Below are 14,582 nucleotides of genomic sequence, written 5' to 3'. Positions count from 1 at the left end.
GGCGGCCAAAGCCATACAATTCGATCTTTTATACATACAATTTGCCCGCCTCTGCTCTATTTATATGGATTGCATGGACAGACCGCAAGATGATCCGCAAACCGGATGCGCAGCCCTGGGTGCCTGACATCGAGGGGCTGAAGGGGCCGATCTATCTCGTCATCGCCGAGGCGATCGGCCGCGCGGTCGCCACCGGGGAATTGCAGGCCGGCGAGCGCCTGCCGACGCATCGCGCCCTGGCCGGGACGCTCGGCGTCGATCTCACCACGGTGACGCGCGCCTATGCCGAGGCAAGGCGCCGCGGCCTGCTCCAGGCGACGGTCGGCCGCGGCACCTTCGTCCGGCTGGAACCGGAGCCGCGGGGCGGCACCGCCATGGAAGAAGGCCCGGTCGATCTCGGCATGAACCTGCCGCCGCAGCCCGCGGACCTCGCCCTGCCCGACCTGCTGCAACGCGGCCTCGCGCACCTGCTTGCCGGGTCGGAGGCGGCGGACCTCCTGACCTACCGCACCGGTGCGGGAAGCGGGTCCGAGCGGGCGGCCGGCGCGATCTGGCTGCGGCCGACGCTCGGGGATGTCGCGGCCGAACGCATCCTGGTCTCGCCGGGGGCGCAGCCCGCACTGCTGGCCGTGCTTGGTGCCGTCGCAGGGGCGGGCGAGGCCATACTGACCGACGCGCTCACCTATCCCGGCATGCGCGGCGCGGCCGCGCAGCTCGGTGTGCGGCTGCTTGGCCTGCCCTGCGACGCCGAAGGCATGCTGCCCGAGGCCGTGGAAGCCGCATGCCGCGGGCCGGAGCGGCCGAAGGCGCTCTACTGCGTGCCCACCATGCACAACCCGATGGCCGTCACCATGCCGCTCGCGCGCCGCCAGGCGATCGCCGAGGCGGCGCGGCGCCACGGGTTGCCGGTGATCGAGGACGACGCCTACGGCCTGCTCCCCTCCGCGCCGCTGCCCGCCATCGCGTCGCTGGCGCCGGAGATCACCTTCCACGTCGCGACGCTGTCGAAGGTGCTCTCGCCGGCGCTGCGCGTCGCCTTTCTCGTGGCGCCGGATGCGCGTTGGGCGGGGCGCCTTGCAACCGCGCTGCGGGCGAATGTGCTGATGGCCTCGCCGCTGACGACGGGGCTGATCGCGGGTTGGGTGCGGGACGGCACGGCGGCGGCGGTGCGCGCCGCGATCCGGGGCGAATGCGTCGCCCGGCAGCGGATTGCACGCGAACTCCTGCCGGGCACGCCCTTCGCCGCCCATCCGGAGGGCCTGCATCTTTGGCTGCCCATGCCTGGTCGCTGGGGCCGCCTGCACTTCGCGGCGCATCTGCGGCGGCGCGGCCTGGCGGTGGTACCGAGCGACGCCTTCGCCGTCGATCCGGGCGCCGCGCCGGTGGATGCCGTGCGCGTCTCGCTCGGTGCGGCCCAGAGCCGGCAGGCGTTGCGGCGCGCGTTGCGCGAAGTGGCCGATGCGCTCGGTGCGGACGCCGCTGCGCCCTTCTCCGAGGTGGTCTGACGCCGGCCTATTCGGGCAGCGCCGCGGCAACGCGCTTCGGCGCCGTCATGCGCCAGGACCGGCGGACGAGCGCCTCGACTTCCTCCCAGTCCACGCGGCCCGTGAGCCGCAGCCCGATCCAGCCCTTGTGGCCGACATAGGGCGGTCGGAAGAAGCGGTCCGGGGCGGCTTCGACCAGCATTTCCTGCACCCCGCGCGGCGCTTTGCACCAGAAGGCGGCGACGCCGCCCTCCATCGGGTTCCACATGCAGAAGATGCGCCCGCGGATGCGCCAGGTGGGGATGGTCCAGGTCTCCTGCTCCGCCGCTTCGGGCAGCGCCAGGCAGATGGCGCGCAGCCTCGCGAGCGCGCGGGCGCTCACCAGCGGAGCGCGCGCACCGCGGCGATCGGACGCACGCCCTCCTCATGCGCCACCGCGGCGAGCCGGGCCGGATCGGGATCCTCCCCATGCGCGTCCGCGGCGAGTCCCGTGAGTGCCCAGAGCGCGTCCATCCCGGCCGCCTGCGCGCCGGCAAGGTCGGTGTGCGGCGTGTCGCCGATCGCCAGCACGCGATGCCGTGGCGGGTTGCCGAGCAGTTCGAGCACCGGGTCATAGACGGCGGGATCAGGCTTGCCGATCTCCATCACCGCGCCACCGAGCTCGAGGTAGATGTCGGCCAGCGCGCCGGCGCAGATCAGCCGTTCGCCGCCGACCATCACCGCTCGATCCGGGTTCACGCAGAGCATCGGCAGGCCGGCCTTGGCGCATGCTTCCAGCGCGGGGCGGTAGGGATCGGGCGAATGCGGCCCGCGCGCGGGGTCGGGGCCGGTGTTGAGCAGGAAATCCGCCTGCGCGACGTCCTCCACGATCTCCGCCGCGCCGTCCTCGACGACGGAGAGGTCGCGCTCCGGCCCGATATGCACGCAGCGACGGCCGAGCTTCGCGAACCAGGGTTCCTTGCGGTGCTTGAGGTGACGCCATGACACCTCGCCCGAGGACATGATGCCGTCATAGAGCGCGCGGTCGAGGCCCATGCGGTCCAGCATGCCCTGAACGAACCAGGACCGGCGCGGGGCGTTGGTGAGGAACACCACCGCCTTGCCGCGCGCCTTCAGTTCCGCGAGCGCGCCCGGCACGCCGGGATAGGGCTTCTTGCCGTCATGCACCACGCCCCAGAGGTCGAGCACGAAGCCGTCATAGCGGTCGGCGACCGGGGCGATGCCGTCGAGGATATCCATCACGCGTCCTTGCCGACGGCGTCGGCAACATGGGTGAAACCGTCGCGCTTCAGCAACGCGGCGAGGCCGTCGGCGATGCGCCGCGGCAGGACGGGCCCGGCATAGGCGAAGCCCGTGTACATCTGCACCAGCGAGGCACCCGCGCGGATCTTCGCATAGGCCCCTTCCGCCGTCGCGATGCCGCCGACGCCGATCAGCGTCAGCCGCCCGCGCGTGAGGCGATGGACATTGCGAAGGACATCGGTGGAGCGCGTGAAGAGCGGCGCGCCGGACAGCCCGCCCGCCTGCCGCGCGAGGGGCGAGCGCAGGGTCGAAGGCCGCGCGATGGTGGTGTTGGAGACGATCAGCCCCGCCACGCCGCGCGACACGCAGGCCTCCACGATCGGGCCGAGCGCGTCGTCAGCCAGGTCCGGCGCGATCTTCACCAGCAGCGGCGGCTTCCGCGCGAGCGTCGCGCGCGTCGCAGCGATGGCGTCGAGGATGGCGGCAAGCCGTTCCTCCCCCTGCAGGTCGCGCAGGCCCGGCGTGTTCGGCGACGACACGTTCATCGTCACATAGTCGGCATGCGGCGCCACGGCGGCATAGAGCGCGGGATAGTCGCGCTCGGGGTCGGCACCTTCCTTGTTGATGCCGACATTGGCGCCGAACACGGCGGGCAGCGGGCGCGGCAGGTCGCGCAGCCGCGCGACATAGCCGTCCAGCCCGCCATTGTTGAAGCCCATGCGGTTGATGACGGCCGCATCCTCGGTCAGGCGGAACAGGCGCGGGCGCGGGTTGCCGGGCTGCGGGCGCGGCGTGACGGTGCCGGCCTCGACGAAGCCGAAGCCGAGGCGCATCAGCGGCAGCACCGCCACCGCATCCTTGTCGAAGCCGGCGGCGAGGCCGACCGGATTGCGGAAGCGCAGGCCGAAGGCCTCCGTCGCCAGGACGGGATCGTCGATGCCGGGATCGCGCCCGGCAAGCCCGGCGGCGAGCGCCTTCAGCGCGATCCCGTGCGCGGTCTCGGCATCGAGGCCGCGCATCAACGGCATGAGGGCGGAGGCAAGGGCGGGGGTCATGACGGAGCGTCTTGTGCCCCGGTCCGCCGCCGCGGGAAAGCCCGGTTGACGGGCCAGGGCCGCCCGGCGAGAAGCCGCCGTCACACGGCGGAAAATGAGAAAGCGTGCGGGGACCCGTCTTCCTGGTCGCGGCGATGGCGCTGTTCGCGCTGCTCGACGCCAATTCCAAGCTGCTCGCGGGGCGGTATCCGGCGGACCAGGTGATCCTGGCGCGCTACGCGACGCTGCTCGCCGCGCTGTTCGCGGCTCGCGCCGTGGTGCCGGGGATCGGCGGTTCGCTGCGGACGGCCCACCCCTTCCTGCACCTCGCCCGCGCCTCGGCGATGATCGGTTCGGCCTTCGGGTTCTTCCTGGCGCTGAAGCGGATCCCGCTCGCGGAGGGCTACCTCGTCTATTTCACCGCGCCATTCATGACGCTCGGGCTGGCGGCGATCGTGCTGGGGGAACGCACGGGACGGGCAGTGTGGGGGTGGTCGCTGCTTGGCTTCGCGGGGGTGGCGCTGGCCATGTGGCCGGGGCTCTCGGCCGAGGGGCCCTGGGGTGCCTATCTCTGGGCGCTGTTCGGGACGGTCTGCTACGCGATCGTGCTGACCATCAACCGGCTGTTGCGGCACGAGACCGGCGCAGCGGTGCTGATCCTGTGGTCCTCCCTGCCCGGCCTGATCGTCATCGCCCCCTTCGCGGCGATGTCCTGGGTGCCGCCGACGGCATTCGACCTGGCGGCGCTCGCGGCGAACGGGCTGTTTGCGGGGAGCGCGACGCTCTGCCTCGCCATCGCCTTCCGACATGATTCGGCGGCGCGGCTGGCGCCGCTCGAATTCTCCGCGCTGATCTTCGCCGTCGGCTTCGACCTCGCGCTATGGGGCGTCTGGCCGCGCGCCTGGACGCTGGGCGGCGCGGCGATCGTCGTCTTCTCCTGCCTGATGAGCCAGCGCGCGGCGATGGCCGGTCAGAGGAAACCTTCCGGGAAGACGTGACGCCCATCCGCGCCGAGCGGCAATGGGACAACGCGCGCGACAGCGGATAGCGGCAGGCGGGCATAGAGGTGCGGGAACAGGCCCGGCCGCTTGCCGCCGGCGGCCGGTTCCCATTTCAGCGCCTCCCGCAGCGTCGCGGCGTCGGCTTCGACCAACAGCAGGTCCGGCACGCCGGCGCGGTGTTTCACCGCGCTGGCGCGGACCTGGGCGGCGGTGGAGAAGTGCAGGAAGCCGTCGCGCGTATCGTCGGCACTGCCGGCATAGGCACCGGCGGCTTCGGCGGCACGCCAGTCGGCCTCCCGCACCAGGGTGTAGATAAAGGGTTCCATGCCGCGACCTTTAGACCAGATCCCCGATCAGGTGGAATCACCTGATCGGGTAAAGATGCTCGCGAAAACAAGGGTTTGGAGCGGCTGCCGTGAGCCCTTGCGAACGGAGACCGCCCTGGCGCGGCGCGGCGGCGCCGTCAGGCCAGGTCCTCGGCGCGGTAGAAGCAGAATCCGCCGATCTCCGCCGCCGCCGGGCGGCCGAGCGCCCAGCCGGGCAAGACCGTCGCGTCATGGACATGCGTGGCCCCGCCCGTCGGGTCGGGCAGGGCGCCGGTCAGGGCGCGGGCGGCGATGCGGCGGCAGATGGCCAGCGCGGCATCGCCAGGCGTGACCTCCCGCAGGGCCGTGTGGCGCGGATGGTTCCGATTCCAGCACGGGAACTGGAAGGGCGCGCGGCAAACGCCCGCCACCCCGCTGCCCCAATGCGCCGGGCCGCCGGATTCGGCCGCGCGGCGGGCGCGGTTCATCACCAGGGCGGCGAGCGCCTCGATCGCGCGGACCGGGCGGTCGGCGGCCTCGCCCCAGAGCGTGAGGGCGAGGATCTCGGCTGCGCCCCCGTGCGGGCCGGATTGCAGTGCGGCGCTCATTCCCGGTCCTCCAGTCGGCGGGCGGCCTGGGCGGCGGCGATGCCGGCGCGGGAGACCTCCTCCAACTTCTCCTCGATGCGGATCAGGTGGTCGGAGATGCGCCGGTCGAGGTCACGAATCAGCGACAGCGGCACATAGGTGCGCGCCACCTCGACCTTGAACTGCGCGAGTTCGTCCCGCGTCCGGCTCAATGCGTCGGAATCGCGCTGGTCCCCGCGGTCTATGCGGTCGTGCGTGTCGCGCCGCAGGCCGTGGATCATCCAGAAGAGGGCCGCGACGACGGGTGCCTCGATGGCGGTGATCCACCACTGGGGTTCGATCTGTATCGGCATTCTCTCGTCTGCCTTCTGCTGGAGTCTTGAAGCGAAGCGAGCGGCGGCCCACCCTTTCCGGGACTTCCCGGGAGTGACCGCGCCGCGATGTGGAACGAGCCGTATCTGGAAACCTGCTGCCGCTCGGCCCTGCACCGGCTGACGCTGGTGGGGCCGCATGGCCGCCCGCCCGGGCTGAAGGACGGGCCCTGCCTGAACCGGCTGACGTCGATGGGCCTTGCGCGCCCGCGCGAGGATGGACGGTTCGAGATCACCGACGCCGGACGTACGCGGCACGCGAGCGAGATCCTGAAGCGCGTGGCGTGAGGTGACGCGGAAGGGGGCGTTGCCTCCCCCCTCCGCAGACCATGTCCCGGTGTCCAGAGGCCTTTCGGCCTCTGGTGGGTGGGGTCCGGGGAGGGCAAGGCCCTCCCCGCCGCGTCATCCCCCGCGCCAGCTCGGCCTGGCTCGCGGCGATGTCCCGCGCACGAGCCGCACCGGTTCGGCAAGCAGGCACCCCGCCACCGCATCCAGCGCATCGTCCCGGGCACCAGCCGCGCCGGGCCGCCATTCCGCCATTTCGCCCGGGAAGGGCGTGCGGAAGACGCTCTCATGCGCCGAGAGGCGCCGCGCCGCGAGGGCGGGTTCCAGGGCCGCGAGGATGCGGTCCTGCTTCGCCCGCGTGCTGGCATGCTCGATGACGGTGCAGGCGACGCCGGCGTTCGCGAGTTCCCGCCGCAGCAGCGCGGGCAGGAACTTCCCGAGGCCGTTGGTCTCCACCCGCACTGCCGGCAGCAGCAACTCGCCAAGAATTGCGGCGACGGCAACGCATTGCTGCGTGGCCGGATCCTCGGCCGCGTCCGGGTCGTGAGTCAGATAGGCCAGGCGGTGCAGGAAGGCGTGCCCTTCCGCATCCGCATAGGTGCAGGCCAGCACCGAGGCATCGCCCGTGCCGGGCCGTCCATAGGCCGGGTCCCAGAAGGCGCTGCCTGAAACGAGCCGCCGGCCGAGCAAGGTGAGCGTCCCCCTCCCCTGCGCCTCCCGGTAGTCGGGTTCGCCCACGTAACGCACCAGCGCCGCGGGATCGAGGCGCACCGCGCTTGCCGCAACCGGCTGCAGCATCATCTGCCGCTGGAACTGCAGCGGGCCGACGCGGTCGCGCAAGGCTGCGATCGCCTCGCGCGGGAAGCGTTCCGGCCAGGCGCCGTGCCCGGCCGCGTTCATCACCGGCACCACCAGGCGGCGGTAGCCCTTGAGGAACGCGCCCTCATCCCGCGGGTTGCGGTAGAGGCTGTCCTCGCAATGCGGCGTGCCGACGAACAGGATGGTGCCGCCGGGCGTCAGGATGAACTCGGTCTCGGCCAGGCGCTCGCGCAGTTCGGCGCGCTTGCCGGGCGTGTCGCAATTGCCGGCGACCTCGACGTCGTCGCAGACGATCACCTCCGCACGGCTGCCGGTGACGTTGCCGCCGATGCCCTGGGCGAGCATCGACGGATCGCGCAGCGCACCTTCCCGCGCGACGGTGAAGCGGTCCGACGCCCAGGCCTCTGCGCCGTCCGGCAGCAGATGCCGGCAGAGCGGGTGGCGCTCGACGATGCGCCGCACGGTCGCGACCATCTTCACGGCGAGCGGAGCATCCGCGGCGAGGACCAGGATGCGCGTCTCCGGCCGCCGCGCGAGCAGCCATGCGCACCACAGCCCGACCATGGTGGACTTGCCGCAGCCGCGGAAGGCCATCAGCAGCAGGCGCCGGTCGCCCGCGGACTGGCGCGATTCCAACCAGCGGGCGATGCGGCGGTGGACGGCCGGCGTGTCGTGGTTGTGCCGCCGGTTCCACACCCAGGCGAATTCGAGGAATCCAGGCTCAGCCATGGTCCTCTGCGGCATCGGGGGACTCCTCCTCCTCGAACTGCGCGAGTGCCTCGCGCGCCTCGACCAGGATCGTGGTGGCTTCCTCGACCTCGGCATCGTCCGCGCCCATGGCGCGCGCGACCTTGAGCAGGTGCTCGAGATGCGCGAGCGCGGCGCGGCACGCCGCGTGGTGGGCGGCGAAGGCCTTGGTGTCGTCGTCGGTGCCGGGCTCCGGCCCGGCATCGAGGAAGCGGAGATAGCCCTCCGCGACGCGCTCCATGGCGGTGCGAAGGTCTGTCCCATGCAGCGCCGGCACGCGGCGCTCCGTCATGCCTTCACCACGCGCGCGCGCACGGTGCCGGCGCCGAGATCGATCTCCGCCCCGCTGCGGTTCCAGGCGGTGACGGTGACGAGATCGGTCGAGGCGACCTGCGCCAGGAACACCAACCCGGAGGTGCCAAGCGAGAAGGCAGCGGAGGCGAAATCGCCCGCCCGCGCACCGGGCAAGGGCAGGCTGGTCTGTGCCGAACCGCCTGCCGCGATGGCGGGTGGATTCCACGCCGCCTCCGCGACCAGTTCCCGCGCGCCATGCGGCAGGCCAGGCTGGCCGTAGAGCAGCGACGGCGCGAACAGCGGATCGCAGCCGAGGCGCATCGCGCGCACCTCGTAGTTGTCGGCGACACGCACCAGCCCAATGATCGCATAGGCCACCTGTGGCGCCAGGCGCACCACCTGCGGCCGCGTCAGCGTCGCATCCGCCATGTCGGCCGATCCCTGCCACCAGCGCGCCGATGCGTTCCACACGAGCGACTGGCCCGAAGCGCGGACCAGCGGCGCGCCGGTGTCCGTCAGGACATTGCGGTAGGCGTCGAAGCACATCACCGCCAGCCGCGGCGCATCCGCATCCACCGCGAGGGCGAATTCCCGGCAGTTCCGCGCATCGACGACGAAGCCGAGGCCGCGCCCGCCCGTCAGCACCACGCCGTTGTCCGTGAAGCCGAAGGCATCGAGCGCCGGGAACGCGTAATCCGCGAGCGTGACCGGCGCACCGGAAACGTTCGAGGCCAGGCAGGCGAGTTTCTCGAAGCCCCATTCGGTATTGGACCAGCGGATGCGCGCGGCACGCAGGTTCGGCACCGCGGCGACTTCACGGGACGCCTCGCGGAACGCCGCCGCCTGGTGGGAGGCACGCACCACCGCGCCGACGCGCGTCGCCGTCGAGGTGTAGTCCACGTCCACGAGATACGCCTGGCTCGCCCAGGCGACTTCATAGACATGGTCCTGCGCCGCGCCGGTGTGCCGCGCGACATGAGGGCTGCAGCCTTCCATGCGCAGCGCGCGGGCCCAGACGGAGCGGCTGCTCACCTCGACCAGGAACGGAATGCCGCTGATCGGGCGGTCCTTTGCCTGCAACTCGAAGCCCGGCCCGTCGAAGAGGTGCCGGTTGTGCGCGACATAGGCGCCAGGTGCCGCGGAGAGCCGGACGCCGAACCGGTCCTTGTCCGTGTGCACGGTGCTGCCGATGGCGAAGTGCCCGCCATAGTAGCGAACGGAGGTGTTCCACGCGGCCGCGGTCTCGGTGCGGACATCAAGGCCGATGCGGTTGTTCACGATGCGGCCGAGGACCAGCGTCGAATCCTCGAAGCCACGCTCCACGCCCAAGGTGCGGACGCCGATCGTGAAGCCCTCGACCTGCCGGATCTCGACGAAGGATGCATCGAGGTTGCGCATCACCAGGCCGATATCGGCCTCGTCCTCCCAGTCAGAGATCGTGGCGCGGACGACGCGCAGCCCCTCGTAGCGCTTGGCTGCGTTGCGCACGGCCGCACCGTCGCCGAGCGTCAGCGCCGCCTGCCCGCCCAGGCCGGCATAGAGGATGGAGCCGTGCATCACGAGGCCCGCCGCGCCGCCGCCGAGCAGCAGCGGCTGCGTCGTGCGGAAGGAGCCCTCGCCGATCTCGAGCACGCGGCCCGAGGCGGCGGCGGCGGCCATCGCGGCGGCCAGCGCCGGCCCGTCATCCGTCACGCCGTCGCCGGTCGCGCCGAAGTCGCGCGCGGTCAGGCGCTCGGCGAGCTTGTCCTCGACGGTGCGCGGGATACCTCCGACGAAGGGCACCCCGAGCGTCGCCGTGCCGCGGTCGAAGACGGTCACGTCGCCATTGGAATCGAAGCCCAGCACGCGGTTGGCACGGGCGCCACGCTGCGGCAGCACCAGCGCCCCGCCATCGGCCGGGCCGACCCGCACCGTGCCGATGACGTCGTCCGCCACCTGCTGGATGGCGGCCACCTGGTAGTCCAGTTCGTCGTTCAGCGCGCGCGCGCGCAGCACGCCGTTGTTCTGGAAATCCGTGGCGCGCGCGATCTTCAGGCGGCGGCGCAGCGTGACGCGCGTGCCCGTCGGTGGCGGCGCGGCGAGCAGCACGCTGCCGCCCTCCGACGCGCCCGCGCCGGAGATGGTCGCGCCGCCCGTCAGCACCGTGCCGTCGAGACGGATCTCGAGGTCGGCTTCCTCGAAGATCGGGAATGGATAAGCGAACTCGGCCAGCACGCCGTCCGCGACATACTGCACGCGCGGCGCGACATCGCCGATCGTGATGTGTTCGGCCATGGGTGGTCCTCGGTGTCTGGGTGTGGGGCGGCGGTGCCGCCGGTCAGTCGAGCAGGTTGCGGACCACGCCGCCGAGGCTCTGCCCCGCCCGCAGGAAGGCGTTGAGGCTGCCATCGGGCGCGAGCAGCGAGCGCCGCCCGGCGGCGAGCCGCGCGCTGGTCACGGCGGCATCCTCCGCGGCATCCTGTGCCGCATCGCGCTTCAGGCCAGCCGTCAGCGCGGCGGCGGAGCCTTCGTCCGGCGCGACGCCGCCGGCCGCCAGCCGCGCGCGCGCGGAGGCGATGGTGCGCGCCAGGCGATCCTGGCGCTCGCGCTCGTTGGCGGCGGCCTGCGCCGTCGCCTGTTCCTGCTGCGCGGCCTGCTGCTGGCGCAGGTTCTCCTGCTGCGCACGGCTGTTGGCCTTCTGCTGCTGGCCCTGACGGACCTGGCCATAGACGGCGAGGCCCGTGCCGGCGAGCGAGGCGATGGAGGCAAGCTGGGCCATCAGTCGGTCATCCTGATCTCGGAGGTGACGGAAAGCAGCGTCATCGGCAGCGGCGCATCGCCCTCGATGCGCCAGGTCGGCTTCAGGCGATCACGCCGCCAGCCGAGGCCGCGCAGCGTGACGTCGCCCGTGAACGGTGCAGGCGGCGCATCCAGCAACGCGGTGTCGAGCCGGCGAAACGCCACCGGTTCCGCGCCGCGTCCGAGATCGACGGACAGCGCCGCCGTCCCGAGCAGCCGGAATGTCACGGCCACCAGGCGCAACGGCCCGGTGGCTGCGCCGGAAGCGGAGATGAGGTCCGGTGGCAGCGGTTCGATCTCGTGCCGGAAGGCGAGGCCGATCTGCACCTCGCCTGCCGGCGGGTCGAGCGTCACCGCGCCGTCCAGCACGGTCGCCGCCGCGCGCGGCGCGCCGTCGGCCAGCACGCCGACCTCACGGCCTTCCAGATGCGCGAGGCCGCTCCACCTGTCCTGGGGCGTTCCGGCGGTGCCGGTCAGCGCGGCATCCAATGCGAGGCCGTGCTCGAAGCGTTCCAGCGCGAAGGCGCCGTCACGCTCGGTCAGGACCCAGACCACGCCTTCCGATTCCGCCACGGCGCGGAAAGCGCCGGGAGTTTCCTGGCGCGTCCAGGCGGTAACCTGCTCGGCGCGATACAGCGTCAGCGTGCCGATGCTGCCATCCGCCATCACCAGGTGCAGCAGGCGCTGCCTCTGGTCGTAGGCCATGGACACCGGCACGCTCACGAGATGCCGCGCGAGGATGGCGAGGTCGTTCGCCTGGTAGGTGTCGCTGACATCCGTATAGGCGAATTCATGCACGCCCTGCCCACGCCCGACGAAGACCGTCGCGCCGTCCACATCCACCGGCGGCACCAGGCGGTCCACCGGCGAGCCCACGCGCGTCTGACGGTTCAACTGGATGCTCGAAGGCGTCAGCGGATCGCCCGAGACCATCCACTCCGCGCCCGAGGTGAAGACCTGCAGGTGCCGCCCCGAAAAGAGCCCGCGGATGGCATTCACCTGGTCCGAGACGAGGCCAAACTCGATCGCCTCGTCGTCGAGACCGGTGCCGGGATCGAAGTTGAACAGATCCCCCGTGCGCGACAGCCACAGCCGGTTCGGCAGGTCGCGCGAGCCGCCGATCACCAGGCGATCCTGATGGAAGCAGCAGGTGACAGGCCAGCCGTGCGCCGGGCTGAAGGCGCTCTCGTCCCACTCCGTGGTGGGGTCGGTGCCGGGCAGCACTTCCTCCGCGAAGCCGGTTGCCTGCGTGGCGGAGGCCACCGAAAGGATCCGCAGCCGCCGGCCGCCGACGCGCAGCAGCGCACCCGCATGGCCCGGCATGAAGAACGCGGCACTGGCGGTGATCGTCACCGTGCCCGTCGTCGCGCTGGCCGCGAGCGCGATCGCAGGATCGGCGAAGCGGAAGAAGGGCTCGCGCAGGAAGGCCCAGGGCGCGATGCCCCAGCCGAAGGGCGTGCGCGTCACGCGCTGCGGCACCATGTCGGGATGCACGAGCAGCAGCGTGTCCGCGTTCTGCGTGAAGCCGATCTGCGGCAGCATCGCCTCGGTCCACGGGCCGGCGAGCGTCGCCACCACCGCATCGCCCAGGAAAACCCGCAGCGTGCCGTGCGTCAGCACCATCAGGTAGGTCTGCTCGGTGTTGAATTCGAAAGGGACCAGGCGGGCGGGGCCGGGCAGCGGCGTGACGTGACGCAGCCCCGGGCGGCGTGTCACGCCGCCGGTCGGCTGGATGAAGACGTTGCGCAGGCGCCGCGCGCCATTCTCGAAGGCACGCAGATCGCCGCGCCCGAGCAGTTCCGGCGCGAGTTCGCCGGCGGCGAAGCTCGTCTTGGCACGCTTGACGACGGGCATGGATTCAGCCCCGCACGCTGATGAGGGGAAAGTTCTCGAGCACGCGCGCGCTCGCCTGCTGGCTGTCGGCCTGGCGCGCGATGCGCAGCTCGGCCTCGGCCAAGCGGTAGAGCATCTCGGCGCGGCTCGCATTCTCGGTCAGCGGAATGCAGAACTCGGCGGCGAGGCGTGCGACCAGGGCCGAGGCGAAGTAGGGCGGCAATGCGCTCTCGTCCGGACGGAAGACGTAGGTCAGCGCGACCTGGTCGGCATCGGCGAAAAGGCGGTCCTCCTGCAACCGATACACGATGCCGCGCGCCCGGCCCGCGGTGCCAGCCGAGAGCGCGCGCAGGAAGCCCGCCGGCAGTTGGAAGGCGTTGGCGAAATCCGCGCGCGGCACGGCGGCAAGGCGCCCCAGCGCGGCCTGCGCGGTGGCGAAGGACCACGGATGCGCAGACAGCAGCGCGTCGCGGATGCCGGGATAGAGATTGGCCGCGACTTCGGCCTCGGCCGTGCCTTCGTCGAGCGAGGCGACCGGCTGCGCGCCGATCTTGAGCAGCGCGCGCGAGCAGAGCGCGAGGGCGGAGAGCGCCATCGGTGGGGGGACTCCTGATTGTCGCGGGAAAAGGTCGGGGGAGGAAAACCTCCCCCGAGCCGGGACCCCAACGGCGTTGCGTGGCAACGCCGCCGTGGACCCCAAGCCCTCCCTTCCTTGTCCTTCGGGCACTGACAGCGGAGGTCAGTTCCCAGGTGACAAAGAAGGTTGAGGGGGGTCCGGGGGGAGAAGTTCCCTCCTCCCCCCGTTCTCCGATCACTCCTTCGCGCGCATCCGCACGACGCCCGTCGGGTCGATCATCACCGCCCCCTGGGACATCATGTTGTTCACGAAGTGCGCGGCGCGGTCGCCGTGCCAGGTGATGTCGGTCACCACCTCGCTCGCCACCGCGTGGCCGACCGCGGTGCGGTGGTAGAAGTAGCAGTAGCGCAGCGTGCCCGCCTTGGTCAGGCCGGAATGCGGCATCCACAGCGCGCCGAGCCAGCGCTTCGCCTGCGTGCCCTTCCACGGCAGCGCGTCGTCGCCGACGTAGTCGGACTTCGCGAACTCCTCGATCTGCAGAAGCTCGCTCCACTGCTTCCAGCCGACGACGGCGAAGCGGTTGCCGTCATCGGGCACGTCGGCCGCGCCCAGCATCTCGAAGGCCATCAGCACCTTCTGCCTGGTCAGGCCGTCGGTGTCGGTCAGGCCGGTGCCGGTGCCCGTCGCCTCGGAGGTCGCGGTGTCGAGGGCGGCGACGATCAGCTCATCCGTCTTGCGGCCCAGCGCATAGGCGCCCGCATTGGCGATGACGGTGCGCTCGTCGATGCTGGTCTTGATCTCGTCGAGCCGGTCGATCCACTCGCCGGCGTAGTAGTCCTGCAGGAAGCACTCGGCATTCGAGTATTCGAGGTTCATCACCGGCACGGCGCCGTTGCGCGCCTTGGCCGCAGCCGTGCCCTTGCCGACGCGTGGGAAGATAGTGGAGGCGCCCTTCACGCCGGTCTTGGAGCGGACGGTGGGACGCAGTTTGCTGCCCTGGCGCTGATAGGCCTCGGCGACCTCGGCCTCGAACTGCTTGGTGAAGGCGGCTTCGATGGTGCCCGACATGCGGGTGTCCCTTTCGTCATGGTGTGGATGGAGGGGGCGCCAGTGCCCGGTTGGCCGCGTGGGGCCGGGCGGCGGCGCGGCCCGCGCGCCGTGGTGTGGTTGTGCGCGGGCGAGAACGGACGGGGCGGGCGGCGCTGCGCGCATACGGCGCGCCGCC

General features: G+C 71.7%; 16 protein-coding genes. 3 read left to right on the top strand and 13 right to left on the bottom strand.

The features are described 5' to 3' along the window. Positions 1 to 89: 89 nt before the first annotated feature. Positions 90 to 1,505, top strand: coding sequence for an aminotransferase-like domain-containing protein (locus GXW76_RS04370; RefSeq protein WP_211860768.1), 1,416 nt, complete (start codon positions 90 to 92; stop codon positions 1,503 to 1,505). Positions 1,506 to 1,512: 7 nt separating this feature from the next. Here GXW76_RS04370 and GXW76_RS04365 read toward each other — a convergent pair whose 3' ends face one another. Genes GXW76_RS04365 through GXW76_RS04355 form a run of 3 tightly spaced genes read right to left on the bottom strand, consistent with a single transcriptional unit; the run spans position 1,513 to position 3,781 of the window. After that, complete coding sequence (locus tag GXW76_RS04365; protein ID WP_211860767.1) at positions 1,513 to 1,866, bottom strand: MmcQ/YjbR family DNA-binding protein; 354 nt, start codon at positions 1,864 to 1,866, stop codon at positions 1,513 to 1,515. Beyond that, entirely contained in the window at positions 1,863 to 2,723 is an 861-nt protein-coding gene (locus tag GXW76_RS04360) for a TIGR01459 family HAD-type hydrolase (RefSeq protein ID WP_211860766.1), read from the bottom strand. The genes GXW76_RS04365 and GXW76_RS04360 overlap by 4 nt, the downstream gene beginning before the upstream one ends. After that, entirely contained in the window at positions 2,723 to 3,781 is a 1,059-nt protein-coding gene (locus GXW76_RS04355) for a quinone-dependent dihydroorotate dehydrogenase (protein ID WP_211860765.1), read from the bottom strand. The genes GXW76_RS04360 and GXW76_RS04355 overlap by 1 nt, the downstream gene beginning before the upstream one ends. A gap of 104 nt (positions 3,782 to 3,885) precedes the next feature. Between GXW76_RS04355 and GXW76_RS04350 the strand changes: the two genes are divergently transcribed. Then, positions 3,886 to 4,758 carry a DMT family transporter gene (locus tag GXW76_RS04350; RefSeq protein WP_338150882.1) on the top strand — a complete coding sequence of 291 codons (873 nt, stop codon included), beginning with the start codon at positions 3,886 to 3,888 and terminating at the stop codon, positions 4,756 to 4,758. Here GXW76_RS04350 and GXW76_RS04345 read toward each other — a convergent pair. From GXW76_RS04345 to GXW76_RS04335, 3 genes are all read right to left on the bottom strand, one after another. Continuing rightward, positions 4,731 to 5,087, bottom strand: coding sequence for a DUF952 domain-containing protein (locus tag GXW76_RS04345; RefSeq protein ID WP_211860764.1), 357 nt, complete (start codon positions 5,085 to 5,087; stop codon positions 4,731 to 4,733). The genes GXW76_RS04350 and GXW76_RS04345 overlap by 28 nt on opposite strands. A gap of 137 nt (positions 5,088 to 5,224) precedes the next feature. Beyond that, entirely contained in the window at positions 5,225 to 5,674 is a 450-nt protein-coding gene (locus GXW76_RS04340; protein WP_211860763.1) for a cell wall hydrolase, read from the bottom strand. Further along, positions 5,671 to 6,006: a hypothetical protein gene (locus GXW76_RS04335; protein WP_211860762.1), complete on the bottom strand. Its 336-nt coding sequence runs from the start codon at positions 6,004 to 6,006 to the stop codon at positions 5,671 to 5,673. The genes GXW76_RS04340 and GXW76_RS04335 overlap by 4 nt, the downstream gene beginning before the upstream one ends. 87 nt (positions 6,007 to 6,093) lie before the next feature. Here GXW76_RS04335 and GXW76_RS04330 point away from each other — a divergent pair, with 87 nt between their 5' ends. Continuing rightward, positions 6,094 to 6,312, top strand: coding sequence for a hypothetical protein (locus tag GXW76_RS04330; protein ID WP_211860761.1), 219 nt, complete (start codon positions 6,094 to 6,096; stop codon positions 6,310 to 6,312). A gap of 114 nt (positions 6,313 to 6,426) precedes the next feature. Here GXW76_RS04330 and terL read toward each other — a convergent pair whose 3' ends face one another. The 7 genes from terL to GXW76_RS04295 form a co-directional block, all read right to left on the bottom strand. Next, complete coding sequence (gene terL, locus GXW76_RS04325; protein ID WP_211860760.1) at positions 6,427 to 7,857, bottom strand: phage terminase large subunit; 1,431 nt, start codon at positions 7,855 to 7,857, stop codon at positions 6,427 to 6,429. After that, the gene (locus GXW76_RS04320; RefSeq protein ID WP_211860759.1) at positions 7,850 to 8,167 is read right to left on the bottom strand and encodes a hypothetical protein; all 318 of its coding nucleotides are present in this window, start codon (positions 8,165 to 8,167) and stop codon (positions 7,850 to 7,852) included. The genes terL and GXW76_RS04320 overlap by 8 nt, the downstream gene beginning before the upstream one ends. After that, on the bottom strand, positions 8,164 to 10,443 hold the full coding sequence (locus GXW76_RS04315; protein WP_211860758.1) for a hydrolase: 2,280 nt from the start codon (positions 10,441 to 10,443) through the stop codon (positions 8,164 to 8,166). The genes GXW76_RS04320 and GXW76_RS04315 overlap by 4 nt, the downstream gene beginning before the upstream one ends. A 43-nt stretch (positions 10,444 to 10,486) precedes the next feature. After that, positions 10,487 to 10,927, bottom strand: coding sequence for a hypothetical protein (locus tag GXW76_RS04310; protein ID WP_211860757.1), 441 nt, complete (start codon positions 10,925 to 10,927; stop codon positions 10,487 to 10,489). Next, positions 10,927 to 12,801 (bottom strand): hypothetical protein, encoded by a 1,875-nt coding sequence (locus tag GXW76_RS04305; protein WP_211860756.1) that lies wholly within the window; start codon positions 12,799 to 12,801, stop codon positions 10,927 to 10,929. Before GXW76_RS04305 ends, GXW76_RS04310 begins: the two co-directional genes overlap by 1 nt. A gap of 4 nt (positions 12,802 to 12,805) precedes the next feature. Beyond that, a complete protein-coding gene (locus tag GXW76_RS04300; RefSeq protein ID WP_211860755.1) occupies positions 12,806 to 13,375 on the bottom strand; it encodes a hypothetical protein in 570 nt (189 codons plus the stop codon). A gap of 216 nt (positions 13,376 to 13,591) precedes the next feature. Then, entirely contained in the window at positions 13,592 to 14,425 is an 834-nt protein-coding gene (locus GXW76_RS04295; protein ID WP_211860754.1) for a phage capsid protein, read from the bottom strand. Positions 14,426 to 14,582 lie beyond the last annotated feature (157 nt).

The sequence above is a fragment of the Neoroseomonas soli genome, from assembly GCF_018129065.1.
In the GTDB taxonomy this organism is placed as follows: Bacteria; Pseudomonadota; Alphaproteobacteria; order Acetobacterales; family Acetobacteraceae; genus Neoroseomonas; species Neoroseomonas soli.
Note: the sequence above shows the minus strand (reverse complement) of the source record. Positions and strands in the feature narration are given on the sequence as shown.

Bases quoted from the DNA above. Each gene is read 5' to 3' on its own strand.
- GXW76_RS04315 (WP_211860758.1), bottom strand. From the start codon at position 10,443: ATGGCCGAACACATCACGATCGGCGATGTCGCGCCGCGCGTGCAGTAT.
- GXW76_RS04305 (WP_211860756.1), bottom strand. From the start codon at position 12,801: ATGCCCGTCGTCAAGCGTGCCAAGACGAGCTTCGCCGCCGGCGAACTC.
- GXW76_RS04310 (WP_211860757.1), bottom strand. From the start codon at position 10,927: ATGGCCCAGCTTGCCTCCATCGCCTCGCTCGCCGGCACGGGCCTCGCC.
- GXW76_RS04320 (WP_211860759.1), bottom strand. From the start codon at position 8,167: ATGACGGAGCGCCGCGTGCCGGCGCTGCATGGGACAGACCTTCGCACC.
- GXW76_RS04340 (WP_211860763.1), bottom strand. From the start codon at position 5,674: ATGAGCGCCGCACTGCAATCCGGCCCGCACGGGGGCGCAGCCGAGATC.
- GXW76_RS04300 (WP_211860755.1), bottom strand. From the start codon at position 13,375: ATGGCGCTCTCCGCCCTCGCGCTCTGCTCGCGCGCGCTGCTCAAGATC.
- terL (WP_211860760.1), bottom strand. From the start codon at position 7,857: ATGGCTGAGCCTGGATTCCTCGAATTCGCCTGGGTGTGGAACCGGCGG.
- GXW76_RS04360 (WP_211860766.1), bottom strand. From the start codon at position 2,723: ATGGATATCCTCGACGGCATCGCCCCGGTCGCCGACCGCTATGACGGC.
- GXW76_RS04355 (WP_211860765.1), bottom strand. From the start codon at position 3,781: ATGACCCCCGCCCTTGCCTCCGCCCTCATGCCGTTGATGCGCGGCCTC.
- GXW76_RS04335 (WP_211860762.1), bottom strand. From the start codon at position 6,006: ATGCCGATACAGATCGAACCCCAGTGGTGGATCACCGCCATCGAGGCA.
- GXW76_RS04370 (WP_211860768.1), top strand. From the start codon at position 90: ATGATCCGCAAACCGGATGCGCAGCCCTGGGTGCCTGACATCGAGGGG.
- GXW76_RS04295 (WP_211860754.1), bottom strand. From the start codon at position 14,425: ATGTCGGGCACCATCGAAGCCGCCTTCACCAAGCAGTTCGAGGCCGAG.
- GXW76_RS04330 (WP_211860761.1), top strand. From the start codon at position 6,094: ATGTGGAACGAGCCGTATCTGGAAACCTGCTGCCGCTCGGCCCTGCAC.
- GXW76_RS04345 (WP_211860764.1), bottom strand. From the start codon at position 5,087: ATGGAACCCTTTATCTACACCCTGGTGCGGGAGGCCGACTGGCGTGCC.